This is a genomic window from Arthrobacter sp. D2-10, assembly GCF_054161285.1.
On sequence record NZ_CP096431.1, the window covers coordinates 165,787 to 189,570 of the forward strand.

Here is a 23,784-nt window from a genome sequence, read left to right on the forward strand (position 1 = left end):
AACAACAGCACCATTATCGAGAACTTGGCATGGCGTGTCGCGCCGGTGGATCGGGAGGATTCAGGCGTGCTGATGACTCTCATGGACCGCATGCTCAAGCGGTTCGACCTGAAACGTGCAGTGCTCAGTGTCGAAGTGATTGCTCAGGCAATGCGCGAGGCGGTCCAGCATTCGGTCCACCCCTTCCGCATTCAGGCTCTCCGAATCCACGACGACATGCGCCGAAAACACCGGCACGCCGGAAGTGATGGTCCAGGCGTGGATGTCATGGGCATCAACCACGCCCTCTACCTTCAAGATGTGTTCGCGGATCGTTGCCGGGTCGACGCCCTTCGGTGCTGATTCCAGAAGGACGTTGATCACGTCGCTTAACAAGCTCCACGCCCGCGGCAGGATCATGAGCGCGATGAGGATCGAAGCGATGGCATCCGCTTGCTGAAATCCCGTCATCGCAATCACGACGGCGGCGACCACCACGGCGATGGAGCCGAGCAGGTCGCCCAGCACCTCCAGGTAGGCACCTCGAATGTTGAGGCTTTCCTTGTGGCCGCCATGGAGTATCAGCAGGCATACCAGGTTCGCTGCCCCGCCCAGGACCGCGGCGACGAGCATGATGTCCGTCCGAACCTCTGTCACGTCACCCAGCCTGCGAATCGCCTCAATGGTGATAACGAAGGCGATTACCACCAGGATGATGGCGTTCGCCAGGGCGGCCAGGACCTCCGCCCGCTGGTATCCGTAAGTGCTTCGAGCAGTGGCGGGACGCGCCGCGATCCACGAAGCCAGCAGCGCGATGAAGACGCCGGCGGCGTCGGAAAGCATGTGGCCCGCATCGGCAAGGAGGGCCAGCGAGCCAGACAGTGCCGCACCGATCACCTGGATAACGACGACGGCGAGCGTGATCGCAACAACCAGGACCAGCGATTTGCGGTGCTTGCCGGTCGCTGTGACGGCGTGCCCGTGAGTATGTGCGCCCATATGACAAGTATGAAGCCCCATCTGGCGCAGGGTCAGGTTACCCCCAGCCGAGCTCGTGAAGGCGTTCGTCGTCGATTCCGAAGTGGTGCGCCACCTCATGGATCACCGTGACGAGGATTTCTTCCACCAGCTCCTCCCGGCTTTCGCACATGCGCAGGAGCGGTTGACGAAAGATGCTGATCCGGTCCGGCAGGGACCCGGCGTCCCACCACGAGTCCCGCTCGGTCAATGGAGTTCCCTCGTAAAGTCCGAGCAGGTCAGGGTCAGGTTCTTCACCGGGCCCCGGCTCAAACTCCTCCTTGACGAAGATCGCGACGTTATTCATGGCCCGCGCCAACCTGTCGGGGATCTGGTCGATGGCGTCGTCGACGGCTGATTCGAAGTCCTCGAGGCTCATGTCAATGGGCACGCAGGAAACTCTACTGCCGTAGCCCGGACGTTACTTTCCGGCGCGTGAGAGCCGGTTTTGTGTAATCGAGATCGAGGCCCTATAGTTTTAGAGGTCCACAACGAGGAGTAAAGCACTTGTGTGGTCCTGGCCCCCATCGTCTAGCGGCCTAGGACACCGCCCTTTCACGGCGGCGGCACGGGTTCGAATCCCGTTGGGGGTACGCAAGGGAGTGGTCCTAAGCACCGTCACGGTGCTGGTAGGATGAAACTCTTGCAAAATCGCAAGGCCCTGTAGCGCAGTTGGTTAGCGCGCCGCCCTGTCACGGCGGAGGTCGCGGGTTCAAGTCCCGTCAGGGTCGCTGAGATGGTCGGAGAAATCCGGACGTCGACGGTGATCATCGTCAGGTGGTTGCAAGGCTCTGTAGCTCAGTTGGTAGAGCGTTCGACTGAAAATCGAAAGGTCACCGGATCGACGCCGGTCGGAGCCACCAGCCAGAACCCCGCAGTTCCCAGTGTTTACACGGAAACTGCGGGGTTTCTTCGTTTCCGCGTAGGGCCGTGTTTGAGTTTGAATCACGCCACGTCGCCCGTGTGCTCGGGCGGAACTGTGTGTCATTCGAGCGGCAGAAGCGAACCCGTTCCGTTTGTGCCGGAACCGAAGTCATCGCCGCGATCCGCGTTGATGTGCAGGGTACGCAGACCGAGCCCTGCACCGAAAGCTGCCAGAAGGACCAGTCGGTTCCGACGGGACGTGCTAGTCGGTGGGACTGATGTCGGTGGTTAGGCAACGATCATCCTCTGTTTCCCTGTCGAGCTCCTCGGCTGGGCCGGTGGCTATATTGAGCCCCAGTGCGCCTTCTGAAATTCCGGCAAGCTGTTGTGTGCGCCAGCCTAGTGCGACCTGCCCCTCCTGGTCGTAGTGTGGAAGGCTCAGGCCCGTGTGCGTTGATTGACGATTCTCAATGAACATGTTGTCTCCAGGTTTGACGATTGTGATGGCTCCAGGGCCGAGACGGATAACCCACAGGGGTCAAGATCGGCGGGGCGGCGAATCTAGAGGGTAGTGCGGGCATTTCGTTTCAGGGTGAGCCGCTGTGCCAGCTCATCACAGGCGTCTCCATAGTCGGCCAGGAGGCATTCCGGAGGATTCACCTGGTCGAGCAGGGTGAAGTACTCGTCGCACATGCGTTTGAGCTGTCTCGTGCTCAAAGCTGCTATCCCCGCCTTGGCTGGTGGGAGGTCATCGGCCGTCAAGCCTAAGGCGCCGGTGCCTTGTGCGCGGGTCATGACGCAGCAATCAGACGCGGTACGGGGGGCAGGCTCGCCAGTAGCCCGCATGCTGGGTACATATCGGGAAGCTGCAACGTGACAGCACCAAGTTCGTGGTGGTGATGTTCCAGCCGAATGCTGTCGTTGAGTGCTTCTGCCGCTGCTGCGTCAACGTGGATGGCATTGCGCAGATCCACAATCACGGCCACGCCGTCCACCAGTGCGTTGGCACGTCGGATGACGGGAAGAAAGGCCCGATAGCTTTCCGTGGTGAGGCAACCGGTGACGGCAAGAACTGCCGAATTGCGGTCGATGTCCAGTCGAACCAGAATACGAAGCTTGTGATCCATGGGAGTCTCCCTCAATCAGGAGGAACTGGCCCATTGCTTAAGCTGGCTCTGATCTTAGCAATGATCAGCTAGCTGATCAATACTGAGAGACGCTGCATCAGGCTCCCCCGCGCCGCCGCTGCGTCCAGGGCGATTGCCCCTGCAGCGTGTTCACTGCTCGAATGAATGGTCGAGTGTGGTGTGGCCCATGGGCCTAGACCATCGAGCTATGCGCAAGACCAGCCGAGAAACGGTAATAATGACTGATGACCAGCGAAACGGCATATGAACCTTCTCTGTGGCGCCGCCTGTATGGCGCTCCGCTCATCGTTGTCGTTTCTTGCGCGCTGCTCATGGTAGTGATGGCCAGCCTCGCAGGACTGCCAATACGGGACCCTGAAGGATTTCTCGGGCCGACCTACGTGCGCCTGCCGCTGATTGCTCTCGTGTTCCTGGCCGCAGACGTCCTCCCGCGGGTGATCATCCTACGGCCGGCACGGCGGCAACTCTACGGGACGCTGGTTCGTGTTCTCCGAGAGCGTTGGAGCGGACCCCGTCTGGCGGTGACCGCTGCGGGACTTGCAGTTTTCTATTTGTCTTACATCACGTACCGAAATTTTAAAAGCTTTCTCCCCTTCATGCAGGAACGTCGGGAGGATGAGTTGCTGCTCAATACCGACCGCTGGCTCGGCGGAGGACAGTACCCGGCGGACATCATCCAGGAAATTCTCGGAACAGGTGCCAGCGCCACAGTCCTGTCTGCCGTCTACATGTTCTACATGCTTTTCGTACCACTCTCACTGGCCGCAGCCCTTATCTGGTTCGACAACGTCTCAATGGGAGCCTGGTATGTCACTGCTCTGAGCTTCAACTGGCTCCTTGGCGCTCTGAGCTACTATGCGCTCCCCTCCCTGGGACCGATTTACATACACCCCACGACGTTTGCTGATCTGCCCGACACCCCCGTCGACGGGCTGCAGGGGGGACTGTGGCGCAATCGCCTCGAAGTGCTCGCCGACCCTCACGGGACGGCTGACGTTCATGGGATTGCGGCGTTCGCTTCCCTTCACGCTTCCGTAGTCTTTACAGCAGCTTTGATCGCACATCTAGCGCGCCTGCCCAAGCTCCTGCGCTGGTCCTTATGGACATTCACCGCGCTCACGTCCGTAGCTACCGTCTATTTCGGATGGCACTACATAGTCGACGTCCCTGCCGGATTCGTCATCGGCGCATTAGCCGTTTGGTTGGCAGCACTGGCCGTGGGGCGAAAAACCTCAGATAAGTCGCGACTTTCAATGCTGCCCACCTAACCAAATTCACGCGTCCTGTCGCCGCATTCCCTCGAACATGAGGACAGTACGACCGCCGATCCCTCACCGGACAGATTGCAAAGCGTGTACGCACAAAATCAAGGCTTGTGCTTTTGTGAACCGGTCAGGTTTCCACCCATCCGCAAGACCTTCTGCACCGAAGAATCAAGGTGCCCGCGCCCTGTCGATTAGGCTTGACTCGGGAACGGGCAAGGTGCAAGTAAATGCTGGGAGGGGCGTAATGCAGCACAAGATTCTGGTGGTCGACGACGACGCAGATATTCGCGACCTGGTCGCAACCAAGCTCGAGTCCAGTGGCTACGACGTAGAGACGGCCGGTGACGGCGTCACCGGGTTGGAACTCGCAACGAACAACAGCTACAGCCTCGTGATCTCTGACGTCATGATGCCCGGGATGTCCGGTGTAGACATGGTGCGGATGATGCGTGCGGCTGAACCTCCGGTCACGGTCCCTGTCATCCTCCTGACGGCGAAGAACCAGGAGCGCGACATCGAGAACGGCTTCGCGGCCGGCATTACCGATTACGTCGTCAAGCCCTTCAGCCCACGCGAGCTCGCAGCCCGCGTTGCCGGCATCCTCGCCCGCTGACCGAGGGTGCTGGTCTCCTGGGATGTACTGGCGGCTGCCGTCGTCGTACTGAGTATTGCGTGCCTTCTCGCGCTCGCCGCCGTGGTGGTCGTGAAGGGCTCACGCCACGCCCGCGAACGCAGCAGGACGGTGCACGACGCGGCCATCCGCCGTCGGATCATGGCGCTGGCGGTGGCCGAGGACGCCGAACTGGACGCGTTGATCGACGAGCTCTCGTCAGTACCCGGCGCGGTCGGCGACCACGTGGAGCAGACCCTCCTCAGGATGATCCCGGAGGTACGCGGTGACGTCCGCGAGGCGATGATCCGCGTCCTTGCCGGGCGCGGACTGCTGCGCCGGTCCCTCGACCGAATCACTTCCCGCAGCCCCATCCAACGCGCAGCCGCCGCTGAGCTCCTTGGCATTCTGGGCGGACGCGAGGTGGTTGATCCACTGACTGCAGCCCTGCACGACAAGAGCCTGGAAGTCCGGCTGGTAGCTGCCCGCGCGTTGGGTGTCGCCGCCAGACCAGAAGCCGGGGGGCATCTCGTCGACGCGCTCTCACTCAGCAGCGGTATTCCGCATTCCGTCGCGGCGACCGCCCTGCTGAACCTTCCCGAACAGGATCCGGCCGTGTACATCGAGGGACTCCTGGACCGGGACCCGGGTATCCGCTATGGGTCCGCAGCCGTCGTCGGACTGCTCCTCATGTCCGAAGCAGCCGAGGCCCTCTTCCAGTGCATGGTCACGGAAGGCGGCCGCCAGGACCCGTCCGACGTCGTTATTTCGACGTGCGCCCGATCCCTCGGAAGACTGGGCTACAAGCCCGCTACCGACGCGCTCGCGGAGCTCTCGTGCTCCGCTGAAGCGCCGTCGTCAGTGAGGCAGGCAGCCGGTGAAGCTCTGAAGGCGATGCCGGGCTCCGAGGCGCGTGAAGTCCGCCGCCGGGTCATCGAACAGGCTGATGCGGACGTCCGCCGCATCCTCGTGGACGCATAGGGGGAGGGATGAACCAGGTACTGGAGTCGTTGAGGTCTGGAATCCAATGGCTGTTTGAACTGACGGCTTATCCCGTGCTCGCCTATTTCATCGTGATCAACACGTCGCTCCTGCTCCTGATCATCCTCGCCAGCGTCAACTTCACGGCGCACCTGCGGAGGCAGTCGTTCGCAGGTGCCCGGATCACTGCCGCATCTCCGTTGAGCCCGGGGATCTCGGTCCTGATGCCCGCCTTCAACGAGGGCGCAGTCATTGCCGCTTCAGTCCGTGCGGTGCTTGACCTCCGTTATCCCGACCATGAGGTCGTGGTTATCAACGACGGCAGTTCCGACGAAACCCTGCAGACGCTGATCGACGTGTACGACCTCGTTGAGGATCGGCGGGACGTCGCCATCAAGGTGCCCGTGCGCGGTAAGATCCGAGCGATCTACAGGGCACGGGATACGGCACTGCCCATTGTTGTGATCGACAAGGAGAATTCCGGGCGGTCCGACTCACTGAACATGGGTTTGAACGTGGCATCGAAGGACCTGGTGGTGATGGTCGACGCCGACAGCCTGCTGGACCCCGATTCCCTGCTTGTGGTGTCCAAGCCCTTCACCGACGATCCCGAGCACGTCATCGCCACCGGCGGTGTGGTGCGCGTGGCGAACGGCTGCAACGTTGTTGCCGGCCGGGTCGTCGACGTGAACATGCCCAAGAACTACTACGCCCGGATCCAGATCGTCGAGTATCTCCGCTCCTTCCTCCTGGGCAGGGCAGGGTGGTCACAACTCAACTCGCTCATCCTGATCTCGGGCGCTTTCGGGATGTTCCGCCGGGACCTGATCATCCGGGCGGGCGGGCTGGATGCTGACAGCATCGGTGAAGACTTCGAATTGGTCATGCGGCTCCACAAGATGATGCGTGACGAAAAGCGAAAATACCGCGTCATCTTCATCGCCGAACCTGTGTGCTGGACGGAGGTTCCATCCACCGCGGCGGTCCTGGCCCGACAACGACGGCGGTGGCACCGCGGTCTGTGGGAAGTGCTCACCAAGTACCGGAGCATGACCTTCAACCCCCGATATGGATCAGTGGGCATGGTCGCCTTGCCCTATTACTGGATCTTCGAGCTCATTGCCCCCGCCATCGAACTCTTCGGAATCATCATTGTCCCGTTGGGACTCCTGCTCGGCGTGGTGAATGTCCCGTATGCGCTCGCCTTCATCGCGGTTGCCTATCTCTACGCGATCTTCGTGTCCCTGATGGCGCTGCTGGTCGAGGAAGCTTCCTTCCACCGCTACAGCCGGTGGCGCGACCTCGGAACAGCGCTGTGGGTTTCAGTGCAGGAGAACATCGGATACCGGCAGCTCACCGCCGTGTGGCGCATCCAGGGCTGGTGGGCAGCGCTTCGCGGTAAGAAGCAGGTGTGGGGCACCATGACCCGGACAGGCTTCGAGAACGCCTCATAGTAGCTCGGCCTGGTCCACCCCGTCGCCGCCGAACCAGACGCGCACGGTGAGGCCACCGCCGTCGGTCTCGTCGAGCTCGAGGTGGCCGCCGTGCGCCTGCGCGATCCGGTTGCACGTTGCAAGGCCAAGGCCGGTGCCGGCAACGTCGCTCTCCAGCCGTACAAGCGGTTCAAGCGCTCGCTGGCGGTTCTCGGGCGCGATCCCGATGCCGTTGTCGGCGAACTCCAGGCACCAGGAACCGGCAGGGCGGGTGCCACTGATCCGTATCGATGGAGACCTGTCCGGGTGCCGGTAGTTGAGGGAGTTCTGTAGGAAATTCTGCAGCAGCGCGTGCAGTTGTGAGGGATCGGCTTCACCGACGAAGTCCTGAACCTCTACGTGCGCCCCGGCCGCAGCGATCGCCGGAGCGAGGTCCTCCTGTACCGCACTCACCGCCCGCGCGAGGCTGACCGGTTGAACCCGCAGCGCTCCGTTGGAACGGGCAAAATCAAGTAGATCACCAATCATCGAGGCCATTCTGCGCGCACTTGCGCCAATACGCTCCAAATAAATCCGGGTTTCGCTCTCCGGCGGTATGGCCGGTTCACCTTGAACGAGCTCGGCGAATCCCTGGATGCTGGTCAGCGGTCCCTGGAGGTCGTGACTCACGCGGCCGGCGAACTCTGCCAGCAGTTCGTTGCTGCGATTCAGCTCCTGCAGCGCCGTGCTCAACTGCCGCGTGCGCAGCTGCAGATTCAGGATGTCCATGATCTGGTGCGCCAGGGTTTCGAGGCTGCGCGTCTGTTGCTCCGAGATGGACCGGGGCACCTCGTCGAACACGCACAGGGTTCCCAGCGGATGCCCTTCACCGGTGACCAGAGGGGTGGAAGCGTAGAACCGAACGTTCGCGATCTCCCCGGTGACGAAGGGATTGTCGCGGAACCGAGGGTCCTCGAGGCAATCCTCAACAGTGATCGTCTGGCCATAACGGAAGACCACTGCGCACATCGAATCCTCGCGGGAGCACGCGCTGGCTGAAATGCCCCGCGCGGCTATCTGGTGCTGCTCATCAGCCGTGATGATGTTAATGACACCGTAGGGAACTCCACACACCTCGGCGGCCAGAGCCACGAGATTGTCGAGATTCTCATAGTAGGTGCCTTCCCTGTCCGTCAGGCCTTGGGTAAGGGAGTACTCCTGTAGTGCGGCGAGCCGCTGCTCCTCGGTTCCGCGGGTTACATCTATCGACACAGTGCAGCGCCTCCCCGTAGAAAGTACTCTTGCTCCTTCATGACCGATGCCTGTTGCACCACTTCCCCCTGCTATTCCCCTGTCGCGCCGGCCAAGATAGTGGCGTGATGGCCCAGCGTCAGGATCACTATCCGGACCAGCTTCTGTGGAAGTCTAACGTTTGGGGCTCTTGATTGTGCCCGGGAGAAGAGTCACCGGGTTGTCCGTTAATATCGTGAAGCGTCGCCGTCAGGCACGTCAGCTCATCCGGCACCCACACACACGGAAGGATCCTCAGGCGTGAAATCCTTGCTACCCGGGGCCTTCATCGGCGCCTTCGCGCTGGTCCTGTCCGGGTGCGCCGGCACCGTTCCCGAAGCGACGAGCAGCCTGAGCATGCCGGCACAGGAACCACTAACGCCACAGCCCTCTCCTTCTCCGATTGAGCCTCCCTCCCCGCGCTACGCCGGGGAAGAACCGGGAACCGCTGCCGCCATGGAGGATTGCCTCGTCGTAGCTGCAGGTGTTTCATCCGTACTGCTCGCGCCGCTGAGCTTCATGGGCGATGAAGACGCTGAGACCATGGCCAAGCTGGAAGACCAACTGCATCACCTGCACGGGAAGGTACCCGTGGAGCTCAAGCCCCACTTCGTCGAGGTGGCAGACGCTGCAGAGCGCGGCCACGACGGCGCCGGCGACTTCGATGAACCCGCCTTCCGGGAGGCTCTCAAGCCCGTGCAGCAGTGGCTCAGGGACCACTGCAATGAACCCGCAGGCTGAGCCTTTCGAGCGCGTGTCAAAGGTTCAGCGGAAGGGTTAGGCTGGGCTGGAGAGAAAGGGTCTCAGCATGGAGAACGAGCAGGAAGTGCGTCCCTCAGGTTCCTCGGCAGTTGCTGCTCCGGCCGCGTCCGGACGGACAACCATCTCGGAGACCGCTGTAGCCAAGGTCGCCGCGATCGCAGCCCGGAAGGTTCCGGGCGTCTATGCGCTGGGTAGTGGAACCGGCCGTGCACTCGGAGCGCTTCGCGACGTCGTCGGGGCCAGCGATCTGGCGCAGGGAGTGCACGTTGAAGTCGGGGAAATCCAGGCGGCAGTGGACCTCAATCTTGTTGCCGAATACGGATATCCGCTGACCGCAGTAGCCGATCAGGTGAGGGCGGCAGTGTTCGCCTCCGTCGGCGAGTTGGTGGGCCTGCACGTCATCGAAGTCAACGTTGAGATCAACGATGTGCACGTGCCCGGCCTGAACGATCCGAAGAGCCCCGACAAGCCACGCCCCGCGGCGAGCTAAGGAGACACCATGAACCTCACTGTCGTCGGGATCCTGGTGGGTACCATTCTGGCTTTCGCTGCGCTGATCTTTCACTTCTGGGGCTTTCTCCTCGTAGCGCTCTTCATGGCCATCGGCGCGTTCGTCGGGAGGGTCGCCGAGGGCAAACTCGACCTGCGCAGCGTGCGTGACGCCCTGGCCGGACGCCGTTCATCCTCGTGACCGCCGCACCTGCCGCTGATGAGCGGCTCTCCGGCCACAACCGGATCAGCACGCAGGCGCTCACCAGCACGGCCTGCGCCGTTGCTGCCGAGGTGCTCCACGTCCCCGTCAGGGACGTGCGTGCCAGCTGGTTCGACGACGCCGGTTTGCTTGCCCTCAACCTCGCCCTGCCTATCGCGGTGCCTTCGCTGCACAGGGTAGCGTCGGACCCCTCGACCGTTGCGGTGTTCGGCGGCTCGGTTGAGGATCGGGTGCACCGGGCCAAGGGAGAAATCCTGACGCGGGTGACCGAGCTGACGGGATCACGGTTGAGCCGTGTGGACATCCGGGTAACGGGTGCCCGCGTCACCGATGGCGGGAGGACCAGGTGACGGACGACACCACGCGCCTGACCTCGGAGGTCATCCGACGCGAGATGCACTCATCACGGGCTGTTCCCGCCACCATCGCCGCAGTGCTGGTCATCCTGGTCTGCCTGTATGTGATGCTCGAGGCGGCGCTGAAGGCGCTCGGCCAGGAGCCGTGGCTGCTTGGCCCGGAGACCGCCGCCGGTTGGGTTGGATCCCTCCCGGAGGGAGTGTCGCCCACTGTGCTTGCCGCAGCCGGTGCCCTGCTTTTCCTTGTCGGTCTCTTTTTCTTTCTCGCCGCCGTCCTGCCCGGCAGGAGGGCGCGGCTGAGCATTCCCAACGAGCGCGCCGCCGTCGTTGTGGACGCGGAAGTTCTGGCCTCCTCACTGGCGCGCCGTGCGCGGATCGCCGCGGGTGTGGCGCCGGAGCAGGTCCTGGTGACCATCGGGCGGCGACTGGTCGACGTGCAGGTACGGCCGACGTCGGGCATTCCGGTCAATGACGGGGCTGTACGGGCGGCGGTGGAGGATGAACTCCGCCGTACCGCCGTCGAACCGGTACCGGAGGTGCACGTGATCGTGGCGAAGTCAGGGGTGATCGGGCAGTGAACCAGACTCCCCGCACCGTCAACCGCATACTGCTCGGGCTGTTCGGACTCATCCTGATGCTGGCCGGTGGACTGTCGATGGCGCTGGGCGTACCAGCAGTTGCCCGCTGGTGGCAGACGACGGCGGCGCAGGCCGGTGAGGCGATCGACGGCGTCCTCGACGCGACCACCCTTGCCGGGCAGCGAGACAGCTGGCTCTGGATTGTTGTGGCGCTCCTGATGGTGCTGCTGGTGATCCTCATGCTCGCCTGGGTGGCGAACCAGGGGAAGGGCCGCTCCGGAACGCTGGCCTATGACGATGACGCCGATCCGGTACCGGGCAGCGTCACCATCAACGCCGCAGTGGCGGAGCAAGCGCTCAAGGCGGCACTGAGTGAGCGCGTGGACCTCGTGAACTCGGCGGTATCCACCTACGAGTTCCGGGGAAAGCCCGCGCTGAAAGTGAGGGTTTTCCCGCGGCAGGGCGTCGCTCCCTACGTGGTGGCGGAGGAAGTATCGACGCTGGTGGCAGCGCTCGATGAGGTACTCGGCGTCCAGACGCCGGTGCTGATCAGCGTCAGCTCAGGCGCCCGTTCGCGGTTCACGCGCGCGGAGAGGGTGCGCTAGCGGATCGCAGCCGGTGCCTGGACCTGCGGACGCAGGCGCAGTTCCTGCATACCGCCGTCCACGGCGATGGACGTTCCGGTGGTGGAGCCCGAGGACGCGGATGCAAGGTAGTGGACAGCACCCGCCACCTCGTCGGCGGTCACCAAGCGACCGTGGGGCTGGCGCCCTTCCAGCGCTGACCTCTCGGCTGCGGGGTCTGGCGCCGACTCCAGTAGACGGGATATCCATGGGGTGTCAGCGGTGCCTGGGTTGACGGCGTTGACGCGGATTCCTTCGCCCAGATGGTCCGCCGCCATTGCGCGGGTCAGCGACAGTACTGCCCCCTTGGTGGCGCTGTAAAGCGCGCGCTGCGGTAGTCCGGCTGTTGCGGCGATGGAGCAGGTGTTCACGATCGCGGCCGCCGGTGACCGGCGGAGATAGGGGAGCGCGGCGCGGGTCACGCGTACCAAACCCACAACGTTGATGTCCCAGACGCGGTGCCATTCGTCGTCGTCGTTGGTTTCCACCGTGCCCTGCGCGCCGATGCCGGCGTTGTTGACCACGATGTCGATCCGGCCGTAAGTAGTGATGACATCCTCGATGGCTGCTCGGACCGAGCTGTCGTCGCAGACATCACACAGCAGGCCGGTGATGCCGGACGGCGCGGCATCCGGCTCAAGGTCGAGGGCAACCACGAATGCTCCCGCTGCGCTCAGCCGCCTGGCGACTGCTGCTCCGATTCCGGATGCCCCGCCGGTGACCACCGCGACGAGTCCGTCGAGATCGCCCTGCCCGGTGCGAGTGCTCATGCGCGTTCCTGGCGGAAGAATTCCTGCCGTTGCCGGCCCAGCCCTTCAATCTCAAGCTCTACGACGTCACCCGGTTGGATGTAGGGGAAACGGCCGGACAACGCGACGCCCTCAGGCGTACCGGTAAGGATCACGTCCCCCGGCTCGAGGGCCATGTACTGACTGATGTGGTGTACGACGGTGGCGCAGTCGAAGATAAGGTCCGATGTCTTCGAATCCTGGCGGATCTCACCGTTCACCCAGCTACGTAAGCGCAAAGAACCTGCATCAACCTCATCCGCCGGAATCAGCCAGGGCCCCAGCGGTGTCGAAGCGGGGAGGGATTTGCCCTTCGTCCACTGGCCTGCATCGCCCGGAATCTGATACTCCCGCTCCGACAGGTCATTGACGACCACATACCCGGCAATCGCTGCTGTGGCCTCCTCGACGCCGGGCAGGTAGCTGGCTTCCCTGCCGATGATGATTCCGAGTTCCACCTCCCAGTCGTATTTACTCGAGTCTGGTGGGATAGGAGCGGCGTCGAACGGGCCGGCAACTGTATTGGAAGGCTTGAGGAAAATGACCGGTCGGCTGGGCGGGGCCGCCCCGGATTCGACGGCGTGGGCTGCATAGTTCATACCGACGCAGACGACGGCGGCTGGACGGGCTATAGGCGCGCCGACTCTGAGCGATTCGGCACCGGGCAATGCCGGCAGGGAACCGGCGGCAAGCGCCTCTCGCGTCCGTGCAATCCCGTCGTTGGTCAGGAAGGTACCGTCGATGTCCTTTGTCAGCCCTCGGAGATCGTAGGTGATGCCGGCACTGAAGACTGCAGGTATTTCCCGGCGGAACTCGCCCAGTCGAAGGAAATGCATGTGGATCCTCGCTTACATCTGGACTATGCAGTGGTTGGTGACCCAGCGTAGCCCAAAAGCGCCGTCGTTGACACCCAGACATCGGATGTCTATGGTCAGCTTAGTCCGACCCCCGATCGACTCGGTGCGGTCGCCACAGGCCGAGACAACAGGAGCCAGGCATTGAGCACGATTACAGCTGTCGAGATCTTCGACGTCCGTTTCCCCACATCAAAGCAGCTCGATGGCTCGGACGCCATGAACACTGATCCGGACTATTCCGCCGCGTACCTCAAGATCCTCACGGATGCCGGGGACGGCCATGAGGGCCACGGATTCGTCTTCACCATCGGCCGGGGAAATGATGTTGAGGCTGCCGCAATCGAAGCGCTGAAGGACAGGTTCATTGGGCGCAGCGCCGAGGAGCTGCTCGATGACATGGGGGCCACCTGGCGCGAACTGGTTCATGATTCACAACTGCGTTGGCTGGGGCCCGAGAAGGGGGTCATGCACATGGCCATCGGTGCCGTGATCAACGCGCTGTGGGACCTCAAAGCAAAGAGGGCGGGGCTCCCTCTCTGGCAGCTACTGAGCCGCATGTCTCCGGAAGAACTGGTCGACCTGCTGGACTTCCGGTATCTGACGGATGCCCTCACTCGTGACGAGGCGCGCGAGATACTGCGCAGCGCAGAACCGGGACGCAAGCAACGCGAACAGGAACTTGTCGCCGAGGGTTATCCGGCCTATACAACGACCCCGGGTTGGCTCGGGTATTCGGACGAGAAACTCGCCAGGCTGTGCCGGGAAGCGGTGGAGGACGGCTTCCTCCAGATCAAGCTCAAAGTCGGAGGCGACCTGGCGGATGACCGTCGTCGTCTGAAAATTGCACGCGGGACAGTGGGTCCGGATATTCTCATCGCCGTAGATGCGAACCAGCGCTGGGACGTGGCCGAGGCGGTCCGATGGATGGCGGAGCTGGCCGAGTTCGATATCGCGTGGATAGAAGAGCCCACCAGCCCGGACGACATACTGGGCCATGCCGCCATCTCCCGGGCTATTGCACCCATCCCCGTGGCCACGGGCGAGCACGTGCAGAACCGGGTGGTGTTCAAGCAGATGCTGCAGGCCGGAGCGCTGCAGGTGCTGCAGATTGACGCCGCCCGCGTGGCCGGAGTGAATGAGAACCTCGTCATTCTCCTGCTTGCGGCCAAATTCGGCGTGCCCGTCTGTCCGCATGCCGGAGGGGTCGGTCTGTGCGAAGTGGTCCAGCACCTTTCCATGGTGGACTTCGTCGCGGTGTCCGGTTCGCGGAGAGGCCGCGTCATTGAGTTTGTCGACCACCTGCACGACCATTTCGTTACGCCGATCGACGTACGTCAGGGGCGTTACTGGCCTCCGCTGGCGCCGGGCGCGGGAGAGGAGATGTGCATGGCGTCACTTCGGGAATACTCCTACCCAGGCGGTCCGGCATGGCTGCCCGAAACATCGGATATGGCGAGATAAGGCGGGGGTCGCAGTGGAACAGGTAAAGCGGGGTACGAACATGTTCCCCGGCCCATTGGGCTTCGGCGCAGCCGGGATAGGAAACCTGTATCGCGAGGTGCCCGACGAGGTCGCGTGGGAGACGCTGGAGGCGGCATGGGATGGGGGAATCCGCTATTTCGACACTGCCCCGCACTACGGACTGGGGCTCTCCGAACGCAGACTCGGCGAGTTCCTGAGGACTAAACCACGGGAAGAGTTTCTTGTCTCCACCAAGGTCGGCAGGCTGCTCCGGCCCAACAACCGCTTCATCGGCCAGAGCGACGACGAGGGGTTTGCAGTTCCCGCCCGCACCACGCGGAGGTGGGCGCCTGATGAAGTGGGGGTAAGGGCCAGCGTCGAGGAGTCCCTCGATCGCATGGGACTCGACAGCGTCGACATCCTCTACCTGCATGATCCCGATGTCTATGATCTGGATGAAGGAATCCGCACAGCACTTCCCGCGCTCGAGAAGTTGCGCCGGGAGGGTATGGCGAGAGCCATCGGGGTGGGTGCAAACTCCGCCGACGCATTACTCGCCTGCGTCGAGAATGCTGATCTCGACCTCATCATGCTTGCCGGCCGCTACACCCTGCTTGAACAACCGGCCCTGAACGGGTTGCTGCCAGTCTGCACGCGCCGAGGTGTGGGTGTGGTCAATGTGGGCGTCTTCAACTCGGGCCTGCTTGCCTCGCACTCCGTCCGTGATGACGCACACTACAACTACCGGCCGGCACCACGGCCTGTCATTGATCGTGCACGTCGCCTCGCTGACGTGTGCAGGGAGTACGACGTCGAACTACCGTCTGCTGCGATCCAGTTCAGTCTGCGGCACCCGGCCGTAAGGACGGTCGTCGTCGGCGCGCGAACGCGTGACCAGATCCGACAGAACATGGCACATATGGCTACGGAAATTCCTGATCAGCTCTGGGAAGCGCTGATGAGTGAAGGTCTGGTGCCGGCGTAATGCGCACTGTTGATTCGCACCTGCACCTGTGGGACCTGGCGGCAGGCCGCTACTCGTGGCTCACCCCTGCGGCGGGGGAAATCTACAGGACCTACACCGCCAAGGAAGCGCGGGGGGAATTGGATGGGGCAGGTATCGATGACGCGATACTGATTCAGGCGGAGGATTCGGTCGCCGATACGCAGTTCATGCTCAGTCAAGCTTCCGAACACGCCTGGATAACCGGCGTCGTAGGTTGGATTGAGCTGGAGAATCCCGCAGCCGCCGAGCAAGCGCTCGCCGGCTACTCAGAAGAGCCAACCTTCGTTGGTGTACGGCACCTCGTGCATGACGACCCGCGTGACGATTTCCTGTCTATGCCGAATGTACGGACGTCACTGAAACTCCTTGCCTCCTCGAACCTGCCGTTTGATGTGCCGAATGCGTTTCCGCGCCACCTCGAAGCGGCGCTGGACCTTGCGAGATGCCTCCCCGAACTCCACGTGGTCATCGACCATCTCGGCAAACCACCGCGGGGAGAGGCCGAAACGTACGAGTTGTGGAGCCGGCAACTCAGGCGATTCACGGACCTGCCCAACGTCACGGCGAAGGTGTCGGGTCTGGCGGTTACCGGTCAACCACTGACAGCAGACGGGCTTCAACCGGTGTGGGACCTTGCACTGGAAGTATTCGGGCCGCACCGGTTGATGTACGGCGGAGATTGGCCGGTTTCGTTGCTCGGCGCGACCTACGCCGAAACAAGCGGTGCGCTTCAGGAGTTGGCATCCCAGCTCTCCGCTGAAGAGCGGGAAGCGTTCATGGGCGGAACGGCGTCCGCGGTTTATTCGCTCAGCCTGCGTCCCGGGTGCCGGTAGCCTCGCGCAACCACTGCTCAACACCGCTGATGTGCACAGTCATGAGTGCCCTGGCCAGCTCTGCGTCTCCGCGAGCAAGCGCGTCGGCGATGGCGTGATGCTCTGACAACGTGCGGGACACGGCACGATCCTGGGTGATGCCCCGCCAGACTCGGGCGCGTACTGTGCTGCTGGAGAGCCCCTCCAGCAAGCTGCAGAGATAAGTATTGCCTGCCGCAGCGGCAATCAGTCCGTGAAACTCCAGATCGTGCGCAACCAGGTCTTCCACCGACGTTTCGTCGTGCGCCGAAGCAATGGACTGCCGTAGTGCTTCCAGCTGGTCGGGACTCATGCGGGCAGCTGCCAGTCCGGCGGAAGCAGGCTCGAGAATCCGTCGGACTTCGAACAATTCGAGCACGGAACTGTCCTGATGAAGATCGACGACGAACGCAATCGCCTCGGTCAGAAGGTTCGGCTCGAGGCTGGTGACATAGGTTCCATCACCTCTCCGCACGTCAAGCACCCGGATGAGATCCAGCGCTTTGACCGCTTCACGCAATGAACTGCGGGAGAGGCCCAGACGTTCGCTCAATTCTTTCTCCGGGGGAAGCCGGTCGCCCGCCTTCAACTCTCCCGCAAGGAGCATCTCCTTGATCCGGATGATTGCTTCGTCTGTTACGGCCATGAGCCCATCCTATTGGTCGGATGTCTGCGCCCACCGCGGATGTTTGAAGTCATCGCCATCTTTCAGCCACGTGTCCTGAACGGAACGAAGGAGCCCGAATTGCTTCGGGCTCCTTCCGACGCTGTCCACCTCAGCAGGCAGGTGCTGTCAGTCGCGTTCGATCCAGACTGCACTGTTGGGCTGCAGAGCGTTGTCAGCCACTGCGTCCTCCGCGCTTGCTACCACGACGACGCCGGCAGGCAGTTCGATCGGCTCCTCGCCCATGTTCGCCACCAGCAGCACGGAGCCGTTGGTGAAGGCGACCACTCCGTCCTCAGGACGATGTTCCGCTGCCCACTCCAGAGAACCGCGGCCAAGCTGCCGCGACGAGCGTTCGGACAAGGCCTTACGCACGAGTTCGTATACCGAACCCGACCGGCCTACCTGCTGATCCGCGGCGTACCCGGCGAAGCCCGCAGGCTGGGGCAACCAGGGCGCAGCGCTGCTGCCCTCGGTGGTGGTGAAACCGAAGCCCGGTGCCTCAGCTTTCCAGGGCAGAGGGACCCGGCAGCCGTCCCGGCCGCGCTCCACCCCCTCTGTCCGGAAGAAGGCGGGGTCCTGACGTACGGCGTCGTCAAGGAGGGTGTGCTCAGGCAGGCCGAGCTCGTCTCCCTGGTAGAGGTAGGCCGACCCGGGCAGTGCGAGCATGGTGAGGATTCCCGCCCGGCCGCGGCGCAGGCCGAGCGCCTCATTCGGCTGTTCGTCCTTGGCGCCGACGCCCTTGGGTAGCTGCGTCGGGTCCGCCAGCCCGAAGCGCGTGGTGTGCCGGACGGTGTCATGGTTGGACAGCACCCAGGTGCTGGGTGCTCCGACGTTCCCCGCCTGGGCAAGGGATTCCGTAATGCTCGCGCTCAGGCGCTTGGCGTCCCAGCCTGCGCGCAGGAAGTCGAAATTGAACGCCTGCTGCATTTCATCGGGACGGACGTAGTGGAAGAGCCGTTCGGCCGGTTCAACCCATGCCTCAGCCACGAGCATGCGGTTGCCCGGGTACTCTGCGAGGACCCGGTTCCAGTCCCGGTAGATTGCATGGACGCCTGGCTGGTCGAAGTACGGAGGTGTCGGTTCGGTTGCCGCTGCTTCCTCGGCGGCGTCGGGATTGTGCACATCCCCGACCATGCTTTCGCGGCCTGCCCAGTCCGGGAGTCCCTCGGCCTTGACCAGGCCGTGCGCGACGTCGATGCGGAAGCCGTCTACGCCTCGATCCAGCCAGAATCGCAGGACGGAGATCATTTCCTCGTGAACTTCGGGGTTCTCCCAGTTCAGGTCCGGCTGCTTGGTGTCGAACAGATGCAGATACCACTGGCCGTCCTCGACCCTGGTCCAGGCATTCCCGCCGAAGATGGACTGCCAGTTGTTCGGCGGCAGTTCGCCGTCCTGGCCCCGGCCGTCGCGGAACATATAACGCTCGCGTTCGGGCGACCCCTTCGGTGATCGCAAAGCTTCCTGGAACCACTCGTGCTCATCGGAGGTGTGGTTGGGCACGAGGTCGACGATCACCTTGAGCCCGCGCTCGTGCGCTTCTGCAAGCATCGCGTCAAAATCGGCCAGAGTGCCGAAGCGGGGGTCGACGTCGCGGTAATCCGCGACGTCGTAACCGGCGTCGGCCTGCGGCGAGACATAGAACGGCGACAGCCAGACGGCATTGACGCCAAGATTCTGCAGGTACGGGAGTTTGCTGGTGATGCCGTGCAGGTCACCCATGCCGTCGCCGTTTCCGTCGGCGAAGGAACGCGGATAAATCTGGTAGATGACGGCGTCAGCCCACCAGGCAGTTGCTTCTTTGCCCGGCGCAGGAGCGGCTTGGAGGGACACGTATAACCTTTCGATAAACTCACTGGGCGCAAGACGTAAGCGCTTGCGTAACAGAATCGACCTTACTAGAGTGACAGGCATCACTCAATGGGGCGGTTGAATCTCCGCCTTATTTCTCATTGGAGAGAAGACGCACATGAAGAACAAGAAATCACTGGCCGCCGCAGCATCGGTGGCAACTCTCACTCTTCTGCTCTCGGCCTGCGGTGGCGGTGGCTCGTCTGAAGGTGGCGGCGGCGGTGCGGCCGATGAAGGCCTCGAAGACCGCGGCCCCATCACGTACGTACAGGGCAAGGACAACAGCGGCGTGGTTCGTCCCCTGATCGAGAAGTGGAACGAGGAGCATCCCGACGAGGAAGTGACTTTCAAGGAACAGACCGACGAGGCCGACCAGCAGCACGATGACCTGGTCCAGAACTTCCAGGCACAGAACGCAGACTACGACGTCGTGTCTGTCGATGTCGTCTGGACCGCTGAGTTCGCGGCACAGGGCTGGATCCAGCCGCTCGAGGACGAGATGGCGATCGACACCGAGGGAATGCTGCCGGCGACCGTAGCGTCCGCGACGTACCAGGACACGCTTTACGCAGCTCCCCAGCACTCCGACGGCGGCATCCTTTACTACCGTTCGGACCTCATCGAGGAACCCCCCACCACGTGGGACGAGATGATGGAGATGTGCTCCATCGCTGAAGAGAACGACATGGGCTGCTATGCGGGCCAGTTCGCGCAGTACGAGGGCCTCACCGTCAACGCTTCCGAAGCCATCAACGGCGCCGGCGGCACCGTGATCAACGAGGCAGGCGAGCCCACACTGGACACCCCGGAGGCAAAGGCCGGCCTGGAGAACCTCGTATCCGCCTTCGAATCCGGCAACATCCCGCAGGAGGCGATTACGTATACCGAGGAAGAAGGACGCATTGCGTTCCAGGAAGGGAACCTGCTCTTCCACCGCAACTGGCCTTACGTATACAACCTCGCCACCACTGAGGAATCGTCCCAGGTCAAGGACTCACTCGGCATGGCTCCCCTTCCGGGCGCCGACGGCTCGGGTGCATCCTCGCTGGGCGGTCACAGCCTCGCCATCAGCGTCTACTCGGACAACAAGGCAACCGCACGTGACTTCCTCGAGTTCATCACCCAGGAAGAGCAGCAGCGTTTCTACGTGACTCAGGGCTCGCTCGCCCCGGTTCTGGAGAGCCTGTACGAAGATCCCGAGCTCGTCGAACAGCTGCCGTACCTGCCCGTCCTGAGGGAATCCATCGAGACTGCTGTTCCCCGTCCCGTGACGCCGTTCTACCCCGCGGTCACCACCGCGATCCAGGAGAATGCCTACGCGGCACTGCAAGGCCAGAAGACCGTTGATCAGGCGTTGACCGACATGGCTGCGTCGATCAGCCAGGCCGGGTCCTAACCACACCATTCGGTGGTGGGAGCGCGCGGCGTTCCCACCACCGGCACCTGCTTGCTCTCACCGGCGTCGTTGCCGGTATCGAAAGGACGGGTCATGGCCACACGTCTGGCAGTGCCACCCAAGGGTAAAAAGGACCCCAATTCAAAGCTTCACCACCAGGCGGCGGAGAGCGCCGACCGTCGGGCGGCTGCGAAGAATAAATGGGCGTCCATTCTGATTGCGCCGACTCTGATCCTGCTGGGGATTGTGATCGTTTATCCCATTATCAGCGGCATCGTCATGTCGTTCCAGAATGATTCGGGGCTGGACCCGGACACCGGGCTTTTCACTGATGGCGGATTCGCAGGCTTCGGCAACTACACCGGTTGGATCCTCCAGCAGTGTCCGGCACCCGGCGGGGGCACCGTCGCCTGCCCGCCCGGGACCCTCGAATCGCAGTTCTGGAACGCAACCGGCATCACGTTCTTCTTCGCCGCCGTCACAGTCACCCTCGAGACCATCATCGGCTTCTGGATGGCACTGATCATGGCACGCACGTTCAGGGGTCGCGGGTTGGTTCGCGCAGCTGTGCTGGTGCCGTGGGCAATCCCGACCGCGGTCACCGCGAAGCTCTGGTTCTTCATCTTTGCCTTCCAGGGCATCGCGAATGAACTGTTCAATACGTCGATTCTCTGGACGGGGTCCGAGTGGCCCGCCAAGTGGGCCATCATCATTGCGGACGTCTGGAAGACCACTCCGTTCATGGCCCTCCTCATCCTCGCCGGCCTGCAGATGATCCCGGGGGATGTCTACGAAGCTGCCAAGGTTGACGGTGCCAGCACTTGGCAGCGCTTCCGCTACATCACGCTGCCGCTGGTGAAGCCGGCGCTGATGGTGGCTGTCCTGTTCCGTGTTCTCGACGCCCTGCGCATGTACGACCTGCCGGCGATCCTCACCGGCGGCGCGAACGGCACCACCACCCTTTCCATCCTGGTGGTGAACCAGATCCGGCAAGGCTTCAACAGCGCGGCGGCTCTATCGACGTTGACGTTCATCATCATCTTCATCGTGGCGTTCATCTTCGTCAGATTCCTCGGAGCCAATGTCTCCGAGGGCTCCGGAGTGATCAAGAAGGCGAAGGTCATCAAATGACACAGGCAGTAGCAACCTCCTCCGGCCGCCCGACCGAGTCGACGCCGGGCCGCCGCGCAGCTGCTTCGCGCGAGCGGTGGGCGTCCATCCGGACGTACATCAGTGCAGCGATCATCGTTACCTGGTGTCTGCTTCCGTTCTACTGGATGATCATCACTGCGTTCCGTGATGTGGCCTTCACCTACGACACGGCGTTCTATCCGACCCACGTCACGTTGGACAACTTCCGCACCGCATTCGCAACGGATGCGGGCAACAACTTCACGTTGGCGTTGTTCAACAGCTTCTTCATTGGAGCAACCACCACCCTGATCGCGCTTGTGGTCGGAGTGTTTGCCGCCTATGCCCTGGCCAGGATCGACTTCAAGTTCAAGTTCGTCATCCTTGGAGTCATCCTGGGCGCGTCAATGTTCCCGGGCGTCGCTCTGATTACTCCGCTGTTCCAGCTGTTCACGGACATCGGGTGGATCGGCTCCTACCAGGCGCTGATCATCCCCAACATCTCGTTCGTCCTGCCGCTCACGGTCTACACGTTGACGGCGTTCTTCCGTGAGATGCCGTGGGAACTGGAGGAAGCCGCCAGGATCGATGGCTGCACACCGGGTCAGGCCTTCCGGAAGGTGATCATGCCGCTTGCGGCACCGGCGGTATTCACGACGGCGATCCTTGCCTTCATCTCCGCCTGGAACGAATTCCTGATCGCGAGCCAGCTGTCCAGTGATGCGACGGCACCGGTGACGGTTGCCATCGCGTCCTTCGCGGGCAGCCAGCCGCAGCAGGAACCGTACACCGCGGTGATGGCCGCGGGCACCATTGTCACCATCCCCTTGGTCCTGCTGGTCCTGATCCTGCAGAAGCGCATTGTTGCCGGCCTGACCGCCGGCGCGGTGAAGTAACGCGTCGATCATGACCAATAGACGCAAAGAGCGATTGGCGGAGAACCTCGATATCCTGATTGGGTTTCTGGGGTTCTTCGCCGTCGTGCTGGTGGTTGTCATCATCGCCATCCAGCTCCGGGGAGACAACGCCGCCATGTGGTCGGTCCTGTTGCTGGCAATCGTTCTTGGGATGTGGGGCCTGTACAAGGTCCGGCAGCGCGAGTAGCTGCCGCCCGGACAGCGCGGTCGCCGTCGCCTTAGATCAAGGCACTAGAGAAAGAGGTTGCACCCCGTGGTCATCATCGAGGATGTTGCCGTAGCCACGGGCGTTTCCACGGCCACGGTTTCCCGCGCCCTACGCGGCCTGACGGGTGTGTCGGCCGGAACACGTGCCCGCGTCCTCAGGGCTGCGAAGGATCTGGGGTACGTGCCGTCGTCGGCTGCTTCCGGGTTGGCTTCCGGCCGCACAATGGCCATGGGAGTACTGCTGCCGCTCATTGAACGCTGGTACTTTTCGGCGGTCCTCGAGGGAGTCGACCGGCAGCTCCGCGCAGCCGGTTATGACCTCATCGTGTTCAGCCTGGGCGGCACCGGGACCAACCGGGAGAGGGTCTTTCACCGCTCGATCCTGCGGAAGCGGATCGATGCCCTGCTGGTGATGTGCATGGAGCTCACCGAAGATGAACACCGCTCCCTGAAGGAGCTTGAGTCTCCAACGATCGTCGTAGGCGGGTCCGTGCAGGGGGTCCGGCACGTCAGTATCGACGACGCCGCCGCGGTGCGCGACGCCGTCGAGCACCTTGTCTCGCTCGGCCACACCCGCATTGGTCACGTCCGGGGCGGGGGCTCCTACGGGCTCTACTTCGAGGTGCCGCGCATCCGCGAGGAGTCCTATGTCGCCACCATGGTTGCCCATGACCTGCCGGTGCGGGACGAGTGGTCTGTCTTCGGCGACTTCCGCTTCAGCGAAGCGAAGCTGGCAGTCAAGCACATGCTGTCCACGGTGAAGGAGCGGCCCACCGCGCTCTTTTGCTCCTCGGATGAGATGGCGTTCGGTGCGTTGCTTGCCGCCTCGGAGCTCGGCATCCGCGTACCGCATGAGCTGTCCATCGTGGGGATTGACGACCATGAGTTCGCTGAGCCCATGGGCCTGACGACCGTTCGTCAGATGCCCGAGGAGCAGGGTGCGTTTGCCGTGGACCTCCTGCTGGGTGAATTGGAGGGGGAGACGCCGCTCCGCACGCCTCCTGTGCAGCCGCACGAGCTGGTGGAACGCTCCTCAACAGGCCCCGTGCCCCGGTAGC

The 23,784-nt window shown here is 62.8% G+C and carries 28 protein-coding genes and 3 tRNA genes; 21 read left to right on the forward strand and 10 right to left on the reverse strand.

What is annotated here, in order from left to right:
- Positions 1 to 60: 60 nt before the first annotated feature.
- Together M1D74_RS00875 and M1D74_RS00880 are read right to left on the reverse strand one after the other, a co-directional pair.
- On the reverse strand, positions 61 to 978 hold the full coding sequence (locus M1D74_RS00875) for a cation diffusion facilitator family transporter (RefSeq protein ID WP_458116173.1): 918 nt from the start codon (positions 976 to 978) through the stop codon (positions 61 to 63).
- Positions 979 to 1,015: 37 nt separating this feature from the next.
- Positions 1,016 to 1,375 (reverse strand): metallopeptidase family protein, encoded by a 360-nt coding sequence (locus M1D74_RS00880; protein ID WP_309070130.1) that lies wholly within the window; start codon positions 1,373 to 1,375, stop codon positions 1,016 to 1,018.
- Between the two features lie 141 nt (positions 1,376 to 1,516).
- Between M1D74_RS00880 and M1D74_RS00885 the strand changes: the two genes are divergently transcribed.
- From M1D74_RS00885 to M1D74_RS00895, 3 genes are all read left to right on the forward strand, one after another.
- Positions 1,517 to 1,589 (forward strand) — tRNA-Glu (locus M1D74_RS00885).
- A gap of 64 nt (positions 1,590 to 1,653) precedes the next feature.
- Positions 1,654 to 1,727 (forward strand) — tRNA-Asp (locus M1D74_RS00890).
- Positions 1,728 to 1,783: 56 nt separating this feature from the next.
- Positions 1,784 to 1,859: transfer RNA gene (locus M1D74_RS00895), tRNA-Phe, on the forward strand.
- Positions 1,860 to 2,122: 263 nt separating this feature from the next.
- Here the strand turns inward: M1D74_RS00895 and M1D74_RS00900 are convergent.
- From M1D74_RS00900 to M1D74_RS00910, 3 genes are all read right to left on the reverse strand, one after another.
- Positions 2,123 to 2,338, reverse strand: coding sequence for a hypothetical protein (locus M1D74_RS00900; protein WP_458116174.1), 216 nt, complete (start codon positions 2,336 to 2,338; stop codon positions 2,123 to 2,125).
- 83 nt (positions 2,339 to 2,421) lie between these two features.
- On the reverse strand, positions 2,422 to 2,577 hold the full coding sequence (locus tag M1D74_RS00905) for a hypothetical protein (protein WP_458116175.1): 156 nt from the start codon (positions 2,575 to 2,577) through the stop codon (positions 2,422 to 2,424).
- Between the two features lie 74 nt (positions 2,578 to 2,651).
- The gene (locus tag M1D74_RS00910; protein WP_458116176.1) at positions 2,652 to 2,987 is read right to left on the reverse strand and encodes a hypothetical protein; all 336 of its coding nucleotides are present in this window, start codon (positions 2,985 to 2,987) and stop codon (positions 2,652 to 2,654) included.
- A gap of 245 nt (positions 2,988 to 3,232) precedes the next feature.
- Here M1D74_RS00910 and M1D74_RS00915 point away from each other — a divergent pair, with 245 nt between their 5' ends.
- The 4 genes from M1D74_RS00915 to M1D74_RS00930 all read left to right on the forward strand — a co-directional run bounded on the left by M1D74_RS00915 (position 3,233) and on the right by M1D74_RS00930 (position 7,318).
- The gene (locus M1D74_RS00915) at positions 3,233 to 4,276 is read left to right on the forward strand and encodes a phosphatase PAP2 family protein (RefSeq protein WP_458116177.1); all 1,044 of its coding nucleotides are present in this window, start codon (positions 3,233 to 3,235) and stop codon (positions 4,274 to 4,276) included.
- A gap of 241 nt (positions 4,277 to 4,517) precedes the next feature.
- Positions 4,518 to 4,886, forward strand: a complete 369-nt coding sequence (locus M1D74_RS00920; RefSeq protein ID WP_309072308.1) for a response regulator transcription factor — start codon at positions 4,518 to 4,520, stop codon at positions 4,884 to 4,886.
- Positions 4,887 to 4,892: 6 nt separating this feature from the next.
- Positions 4,893 to 5,864 carry a HEAT repeat domain-containing protein gene (locus tag M1D74_RS00925; RefSeq protein ID WP_309124461.1) on the forward strand — a complete coding sequence of 324 codons (972 nt, stop codon included), beginning with the start codon at positions 4,893 to 4,895 and terminating at the stop codon, positions 5,862 to 5,864.
- An 8-nt stretch (positions 5,865 to 5,872) separates the two neighbouring features.
- Positions 5,873 to 7,318: a glycosyltransferase gene (locus M1D74_RS00930; protein WP_458116178.1), complete on the forward strand. Its 1,446-nt coding sequence runs from the start codon at positions 5,873 to 5,875 to the stop codon at positions 7,316 to 7,318.
- On the opposite strand, the gene M1D74_RS00935 is transcribed toward M1D74_RS00930, so the two are convergent.
- Positions 7,313 to 8,548, reverse strand: coding sequence for a sensor histidine kinase (locus M1D74_RS00935; RefSeq protein WP_458116179.1), 1,236 nt, complete (start codon positions 8,546 to 8,548; stop codon positions 7,313 to 7,315). The two genes, M1D74_RS00930 and M1D74_RS00935, sit on opposite strands and share 6 nt — an antisense overlap.
- Before the next feature lie 279 nt (positions 8,549 to 8,827).
- Between M1D74_RS00935 and M1D74_RS00940 the strand changes: the two genes are divergently transcribed.
- From M1D74_RS00940 to M1D74_RS00965, 6 genes are all read left to right on the forward strand, one after another.
- Entirely contained in the window at positions 8,828 to 9,307 is a 480-nt protein-coding gene (locus M1D74_RS00940; RefSeq protein ID WP_309072304.1) for a hypothetical protein, read from the forward strand.
- A gap of 67 nt (positions 9,308 to 9,374) precedes the next feature.
- Positions 9,375 to 9,818, forward strand: a complete 444-nt coding sequence (locus M1D74_RS00945) for an Asp23/Gls24 family envelope stress response protein (RefSeq protein ID WP_309072303.1) — start codon at positions 9,375 to 9,377, stop codon at positions 9,816 to 9,818.
- Between the two features lie 9 nt (positions 9,819 to 9,827).
- Complete coding sequence (locus tag M1D74_RS00950; RefSeq protein ID WP_277359790.1) at positions 9,828 to 10,019, forward strand: DUF2273 domain-containing protein; 192 nt, start codon at positions 9,828 to 9,830, stop codon at positions 10,017 to 10,019.
- Positions 10,010 to 10,390, forward strand: coding sequence for a hypothetical protein (locus M1D74_RS00955; RefSeq protein ID WP_375164447.1), 381 nt, complete (start codon positions 10,010 to 10,012; stop codon positions 10,388 to 10,390). The genes M1D74_RS00950 and M1D74_RS00955 overlap by 10 nt, the downstream gene beginning before the upstream one ends.
- On the forward strand, positions 10,387 to 10,974 hold the full coding sequence (locus tag M1D74_RS00960) for a DUF6286 domain-containing protein (RefSeq protein WP_458116180.1): 588 nt from the start codon (positions 10,387 to 10,389) through the stop codon (positions 10,972 to 10,974). Before M1D74_RS00955 ends, M1D74_RS00960 begins: the two co-directional genes overlap by 4 nt.
- Positions 10,971 to 11,579, forward strand: a complete 609-nt coding sequence (locus tag M1D74_RS00965; RefSeq protein ID WP_458116181.1) for a hypothetical protein — start codon at positions 10,971 to 10,973, stop codon at positions 11,577 to 11,579. The genes M1D74_RS00960 and M1D74_RS00965 overlap by 4 nt, the downstream gene beginning before the upstream one ends.
- Here M1D74_RS00965 and M1D74_RS00970 read toward each other — a convergent pair.
- Entirely contained in the window at positions 11,576 to 12,367 is a 792-nt protein-coding gene (locus M1D74_RS00970; RefSeq protein WP_458116182.1) for an SDR family NAD(P)-dependent oxidoreductase, read from the reverse strand. The two genes, M1D74_RS00965 and M1D74_RS00970, sit on opposite strands and share 4 nt — an antisense overlap.
- The gene (locus M1D74_RS00975) at positions 12,364 to 13,221 is read right to left on the reverse strand and encodes a fumarylacetoacetate hydrolase family protein (RefSeq protein WP_458116183.1); all 858 of its coding nucleotides are present in this window, start codon (positions 13,219 to 13,221) and stop codon (positions 12,364 to 12,366) included. The genes M1D74_RS00970 and M1D74_RS00975 overlap by 4 nt, the downstream gene beginning before the upstream one ends.
- A gap of 162 nt (positions 13,222 to 13,383) precedes the next feature.
- Between M1D74_RS00975 and M1D74_RS00980 the strand changes: the two genes are divergently transcribed.
- From M1D74_RS00980 to M1D74_RS00990, 3 genes are read left to right on the forward strand one after another with little or no spacing between them, the layout of a single operon-like run.
- The gene (locus M1D74_RS00980) at positions 13,384 to 14,703 is read left to right on the forward strand and encodes an L-fuconate dehydratase (RefSeq protein ID WP_458116184.1); all 1,320 of its coding nucleotides are present in this window, start codon (positions 13,384 to 13,386) and stop codon (positions 14,701 to 14,703) included.
- A gap of 13 nt (positions 14,704 to 14,716) precedes the next feature.
- Positions 14,717 to 15,688, forward strand: coding sequence for an aldo/keto reductase (locus tag M1D74_RS00985; protein ID WP_458116185.1), 972 nt, complete (start codon positions 14,717 to 14,719; stop codon positions 15,686 to 15,688).
- A complete protein-coding gene (locus tag M1D74_RS00990; RefSeq protein WP_458116186.1) occupies positions 15,688 to 16,542 on the forward strand; it encodes an amidohydrolase family protein in 855 nt (284 codons plus the stop codon). Before M1D74_RS00985 ends, M1D74_RS00990 begins: the two co-directional genes overlap by 1 nt.
- On the opposite strand, the gene M1D74_RS00995 is transcribed toward M1D74_RS00990, so the two are convergent.
- Together M1D74_RS00995 and M1D74_RS01000 are read right to left on the reverse strand one after the other, a co-directional pair.
- Positions 16,517 to 17,206: a FadR/GntR family transcriptional regulator gene (locus M1D74_RS00995; protein ID WP_458116187.1), complete on the reverse strand. Its 690-nt coding sequence runs from the start codon at positions 17,204 to 17,206 to the stop codon at positions 16,517 to 16,519. The genes M1D74_RS00990 and M1D74_RS00995 overlap by 26 nt on opposite strands.
- A 147-nt stretch (positions 17,207 to 17,353) precedes the next feature.
- On the reverse strand, positions 17,354 to 19,057 hold the full coding sequence (locus M1D74_RS01000) for a glycoside hydrolase family 13 protein (protein WP_375164834.1): 1,704 nt from the start codon (positions 19,055 to 19,057) through the stop codon (positions 17,354 to 17,356).
- A 136-nt stretch (positions 19,058 to 19,193) separates the two neighbouring features.
- Between M1D74_RS01000 and M1D74_RS01005 the strand changes: the two genes are divergently transcribed.
- From M1D74_RS01005 to M1D74_RS01025, 5 genes are all read left to right on the forward strand, one after another.
- A complete protein-coding gene (locus M1D74_RS01005; protein ID WP_458116188.1) occupies positions 19,194 to 20,471 on the forward strand; it encodes an ABC transporter substrate-binding protein in 1,278 nt (425 codons plus the stop codon).
- Positions 20,472 to 20,564: 93 nt separating this feature from the next.
- On the forward strand, positions 20,565 to 21,602 hold the full coding sequence (locus M1D74_RS01010) for a carbohydrate ABC transporter permease (protein ID WP_458116189.1): 1,038 nt from the start codon (positions 20,565 to 20,567) through the stop codon (positions 21,600 to 21,602).
- A complete protein-coding gene (locus tag M1D74_RS01015; RefSeq protein WP_309071362.1) occupies positions 21,599 to 22,498 on the forward strand; it encodes a carbohydrate ABC transporter permease in 900 nt (299 codons plus the stop codon). The genes M1D74_RS01010 and M1D74_RS01015 overlap by 4 nt, the downstream gene beginning before the upstream one ends.
- 10 nt (positions 22,499 to 22,508) lie before the next feature.
- Positions 22,509 to 22,706, forward strand: coding sequence for a hypothetical protein (locus M1D74_RS01020; RefSeq protein WP_309071363.1), 198 nt, complete (start codon positions 22,509 to 22,511; stop codon positions 22,704 to 22,706).
- A 66-nt stretch (positions 22,707 to 22,772) separates the two neighbouring features.
- A complete protein-coding gene (locus M1D74_RS01025; protein ID WP_458116190.1) occupies positions 22,773 to 23,783 on the forward strand; it encodes a LacI family DNA-binding transcriptional regulator in 1,011 nt (336 codons plus the stop codon).
- Position 23,784: the final 1 nt, after the last annotated feature.

Bases quoted from the DNA above. Each gene is read 5' to 3' on its own strand.
- M1D74_RS01005 (WP_458116188.1), top strand. From the start codon at position 19,194: ATGAAGAACAAGAAATCACTGGCCGCCGCAGCATCGGTGGCAACTCTC.
- M1D74_RS01010 (WP_458116189.1), top strand. From the start codon at position 20,565: ATGGCCACACGTCTGGCAGTGCCACCCAAGGGTAAAAAGGACCCCAAT.
- M1D74_RS00970 (WP_458116182.1), bottom strand. From the start codon at position 12,367: ATGAGCACTCGCACCGGGCAGGGCGATCTCGACGGACTCGTCGCGGTG.
- M1D74_RS00910 (WP_458116176.1), bottom strand. From the start codon at position 2,987: ATGGATCACAAGCTTCGTATTCTGGTTCGACTGGACATCGACCGCAAT.
- M1D74_RS00950 (WP_277359790.1), top strand. From the start codon at position 9,828: ATGAACCTCACTGTCGTCGGGATCCTGGTGGGTACCATTCTGGCTTTC.
- M1D74_RS01015 (WP_309071362.1), top strand. From the start codon at position 21,599: ATGACACAGGCAGTAGCAACCTCCTCCGGCCGCCCGACCGAGTCGACG.
- M1D74_RS01020 (WP_309071363.1), top strand. From the start codon at position 22,509: ATGACCAATAGACGCAAAGAGCGATTGGCGGAGAACCTCGATATCCTG.
- M1D74_RS00990 (WP_458116186.1), top strand. From the start codon at position 15,688: ATGCGCACTGTTGATTCGCACCTGCACCTGTGGGACCTGGCGGCAGGC.
- M1D74_RS00915 (WP_458116177.1), top strand. From the start codon at position 3,233: ATGACCAGCGAAACGGCATATGAACCTTCTCTGTGGCGCCGCCTGTAT.
- M1D74_RS00920 (WP_309072308.1), top strand. From the start codon at position 4,518: ATGCAGCACAAGATTCTGGTGGTCGACGACGACGCAGATATTCGCGAC.
- M1D74_RS00900 (WP_458116174.1), bottom strand. From the start codon at position 2,338: ATGTTCATTGAGAATCGTCAATCAACGCACACGGGCCTGAGCCTTCCA.
- M1D74_RS00945 (WP_309072303.1), top strand. From the start codon at position 9,375: ATGGAGAACGAGCAGGAAGTGCGTCCCTCAGGTTCCTCGGCAGTTGCT.
- M1D74_RS00880 (WP_309070130.1), bottom strand. From the start codon at position 1,375: ATGAGCCTCGAGGACTTCGAATCAGCCGTCGACGACGCCATCGACCAG.
- M1D74_RS00875 (WP_458116173.1), bottom strand. From the start codon at position 978: ATGGGCGCACATACTCACGGGCACGCCGTCACAGCGACCGGCAAGCAC.
- M1D74_RS00975 (WP_458116183.1), bottom strand. From the start codon at position 13,221: ATGCATTTCCTTCGACTGGGCGAGTTCCGCCGGGAAATACCTGCAGTC.
- M1D74_RS00995 (WP_458116187.1), bottom strand. From the start codon at position 17,206: ATGGCCGTAACAGACGAAGCAATCATCCGGATCAAGGAGATGCTCCTT.
- M1D74_RS00930 (WP_458116178.1), top strand. From the start codon at position 5,873: ATGAACCAGGTACTGGAGTCGTTGAGGTCTGGAATCCAATGGCTGTTT.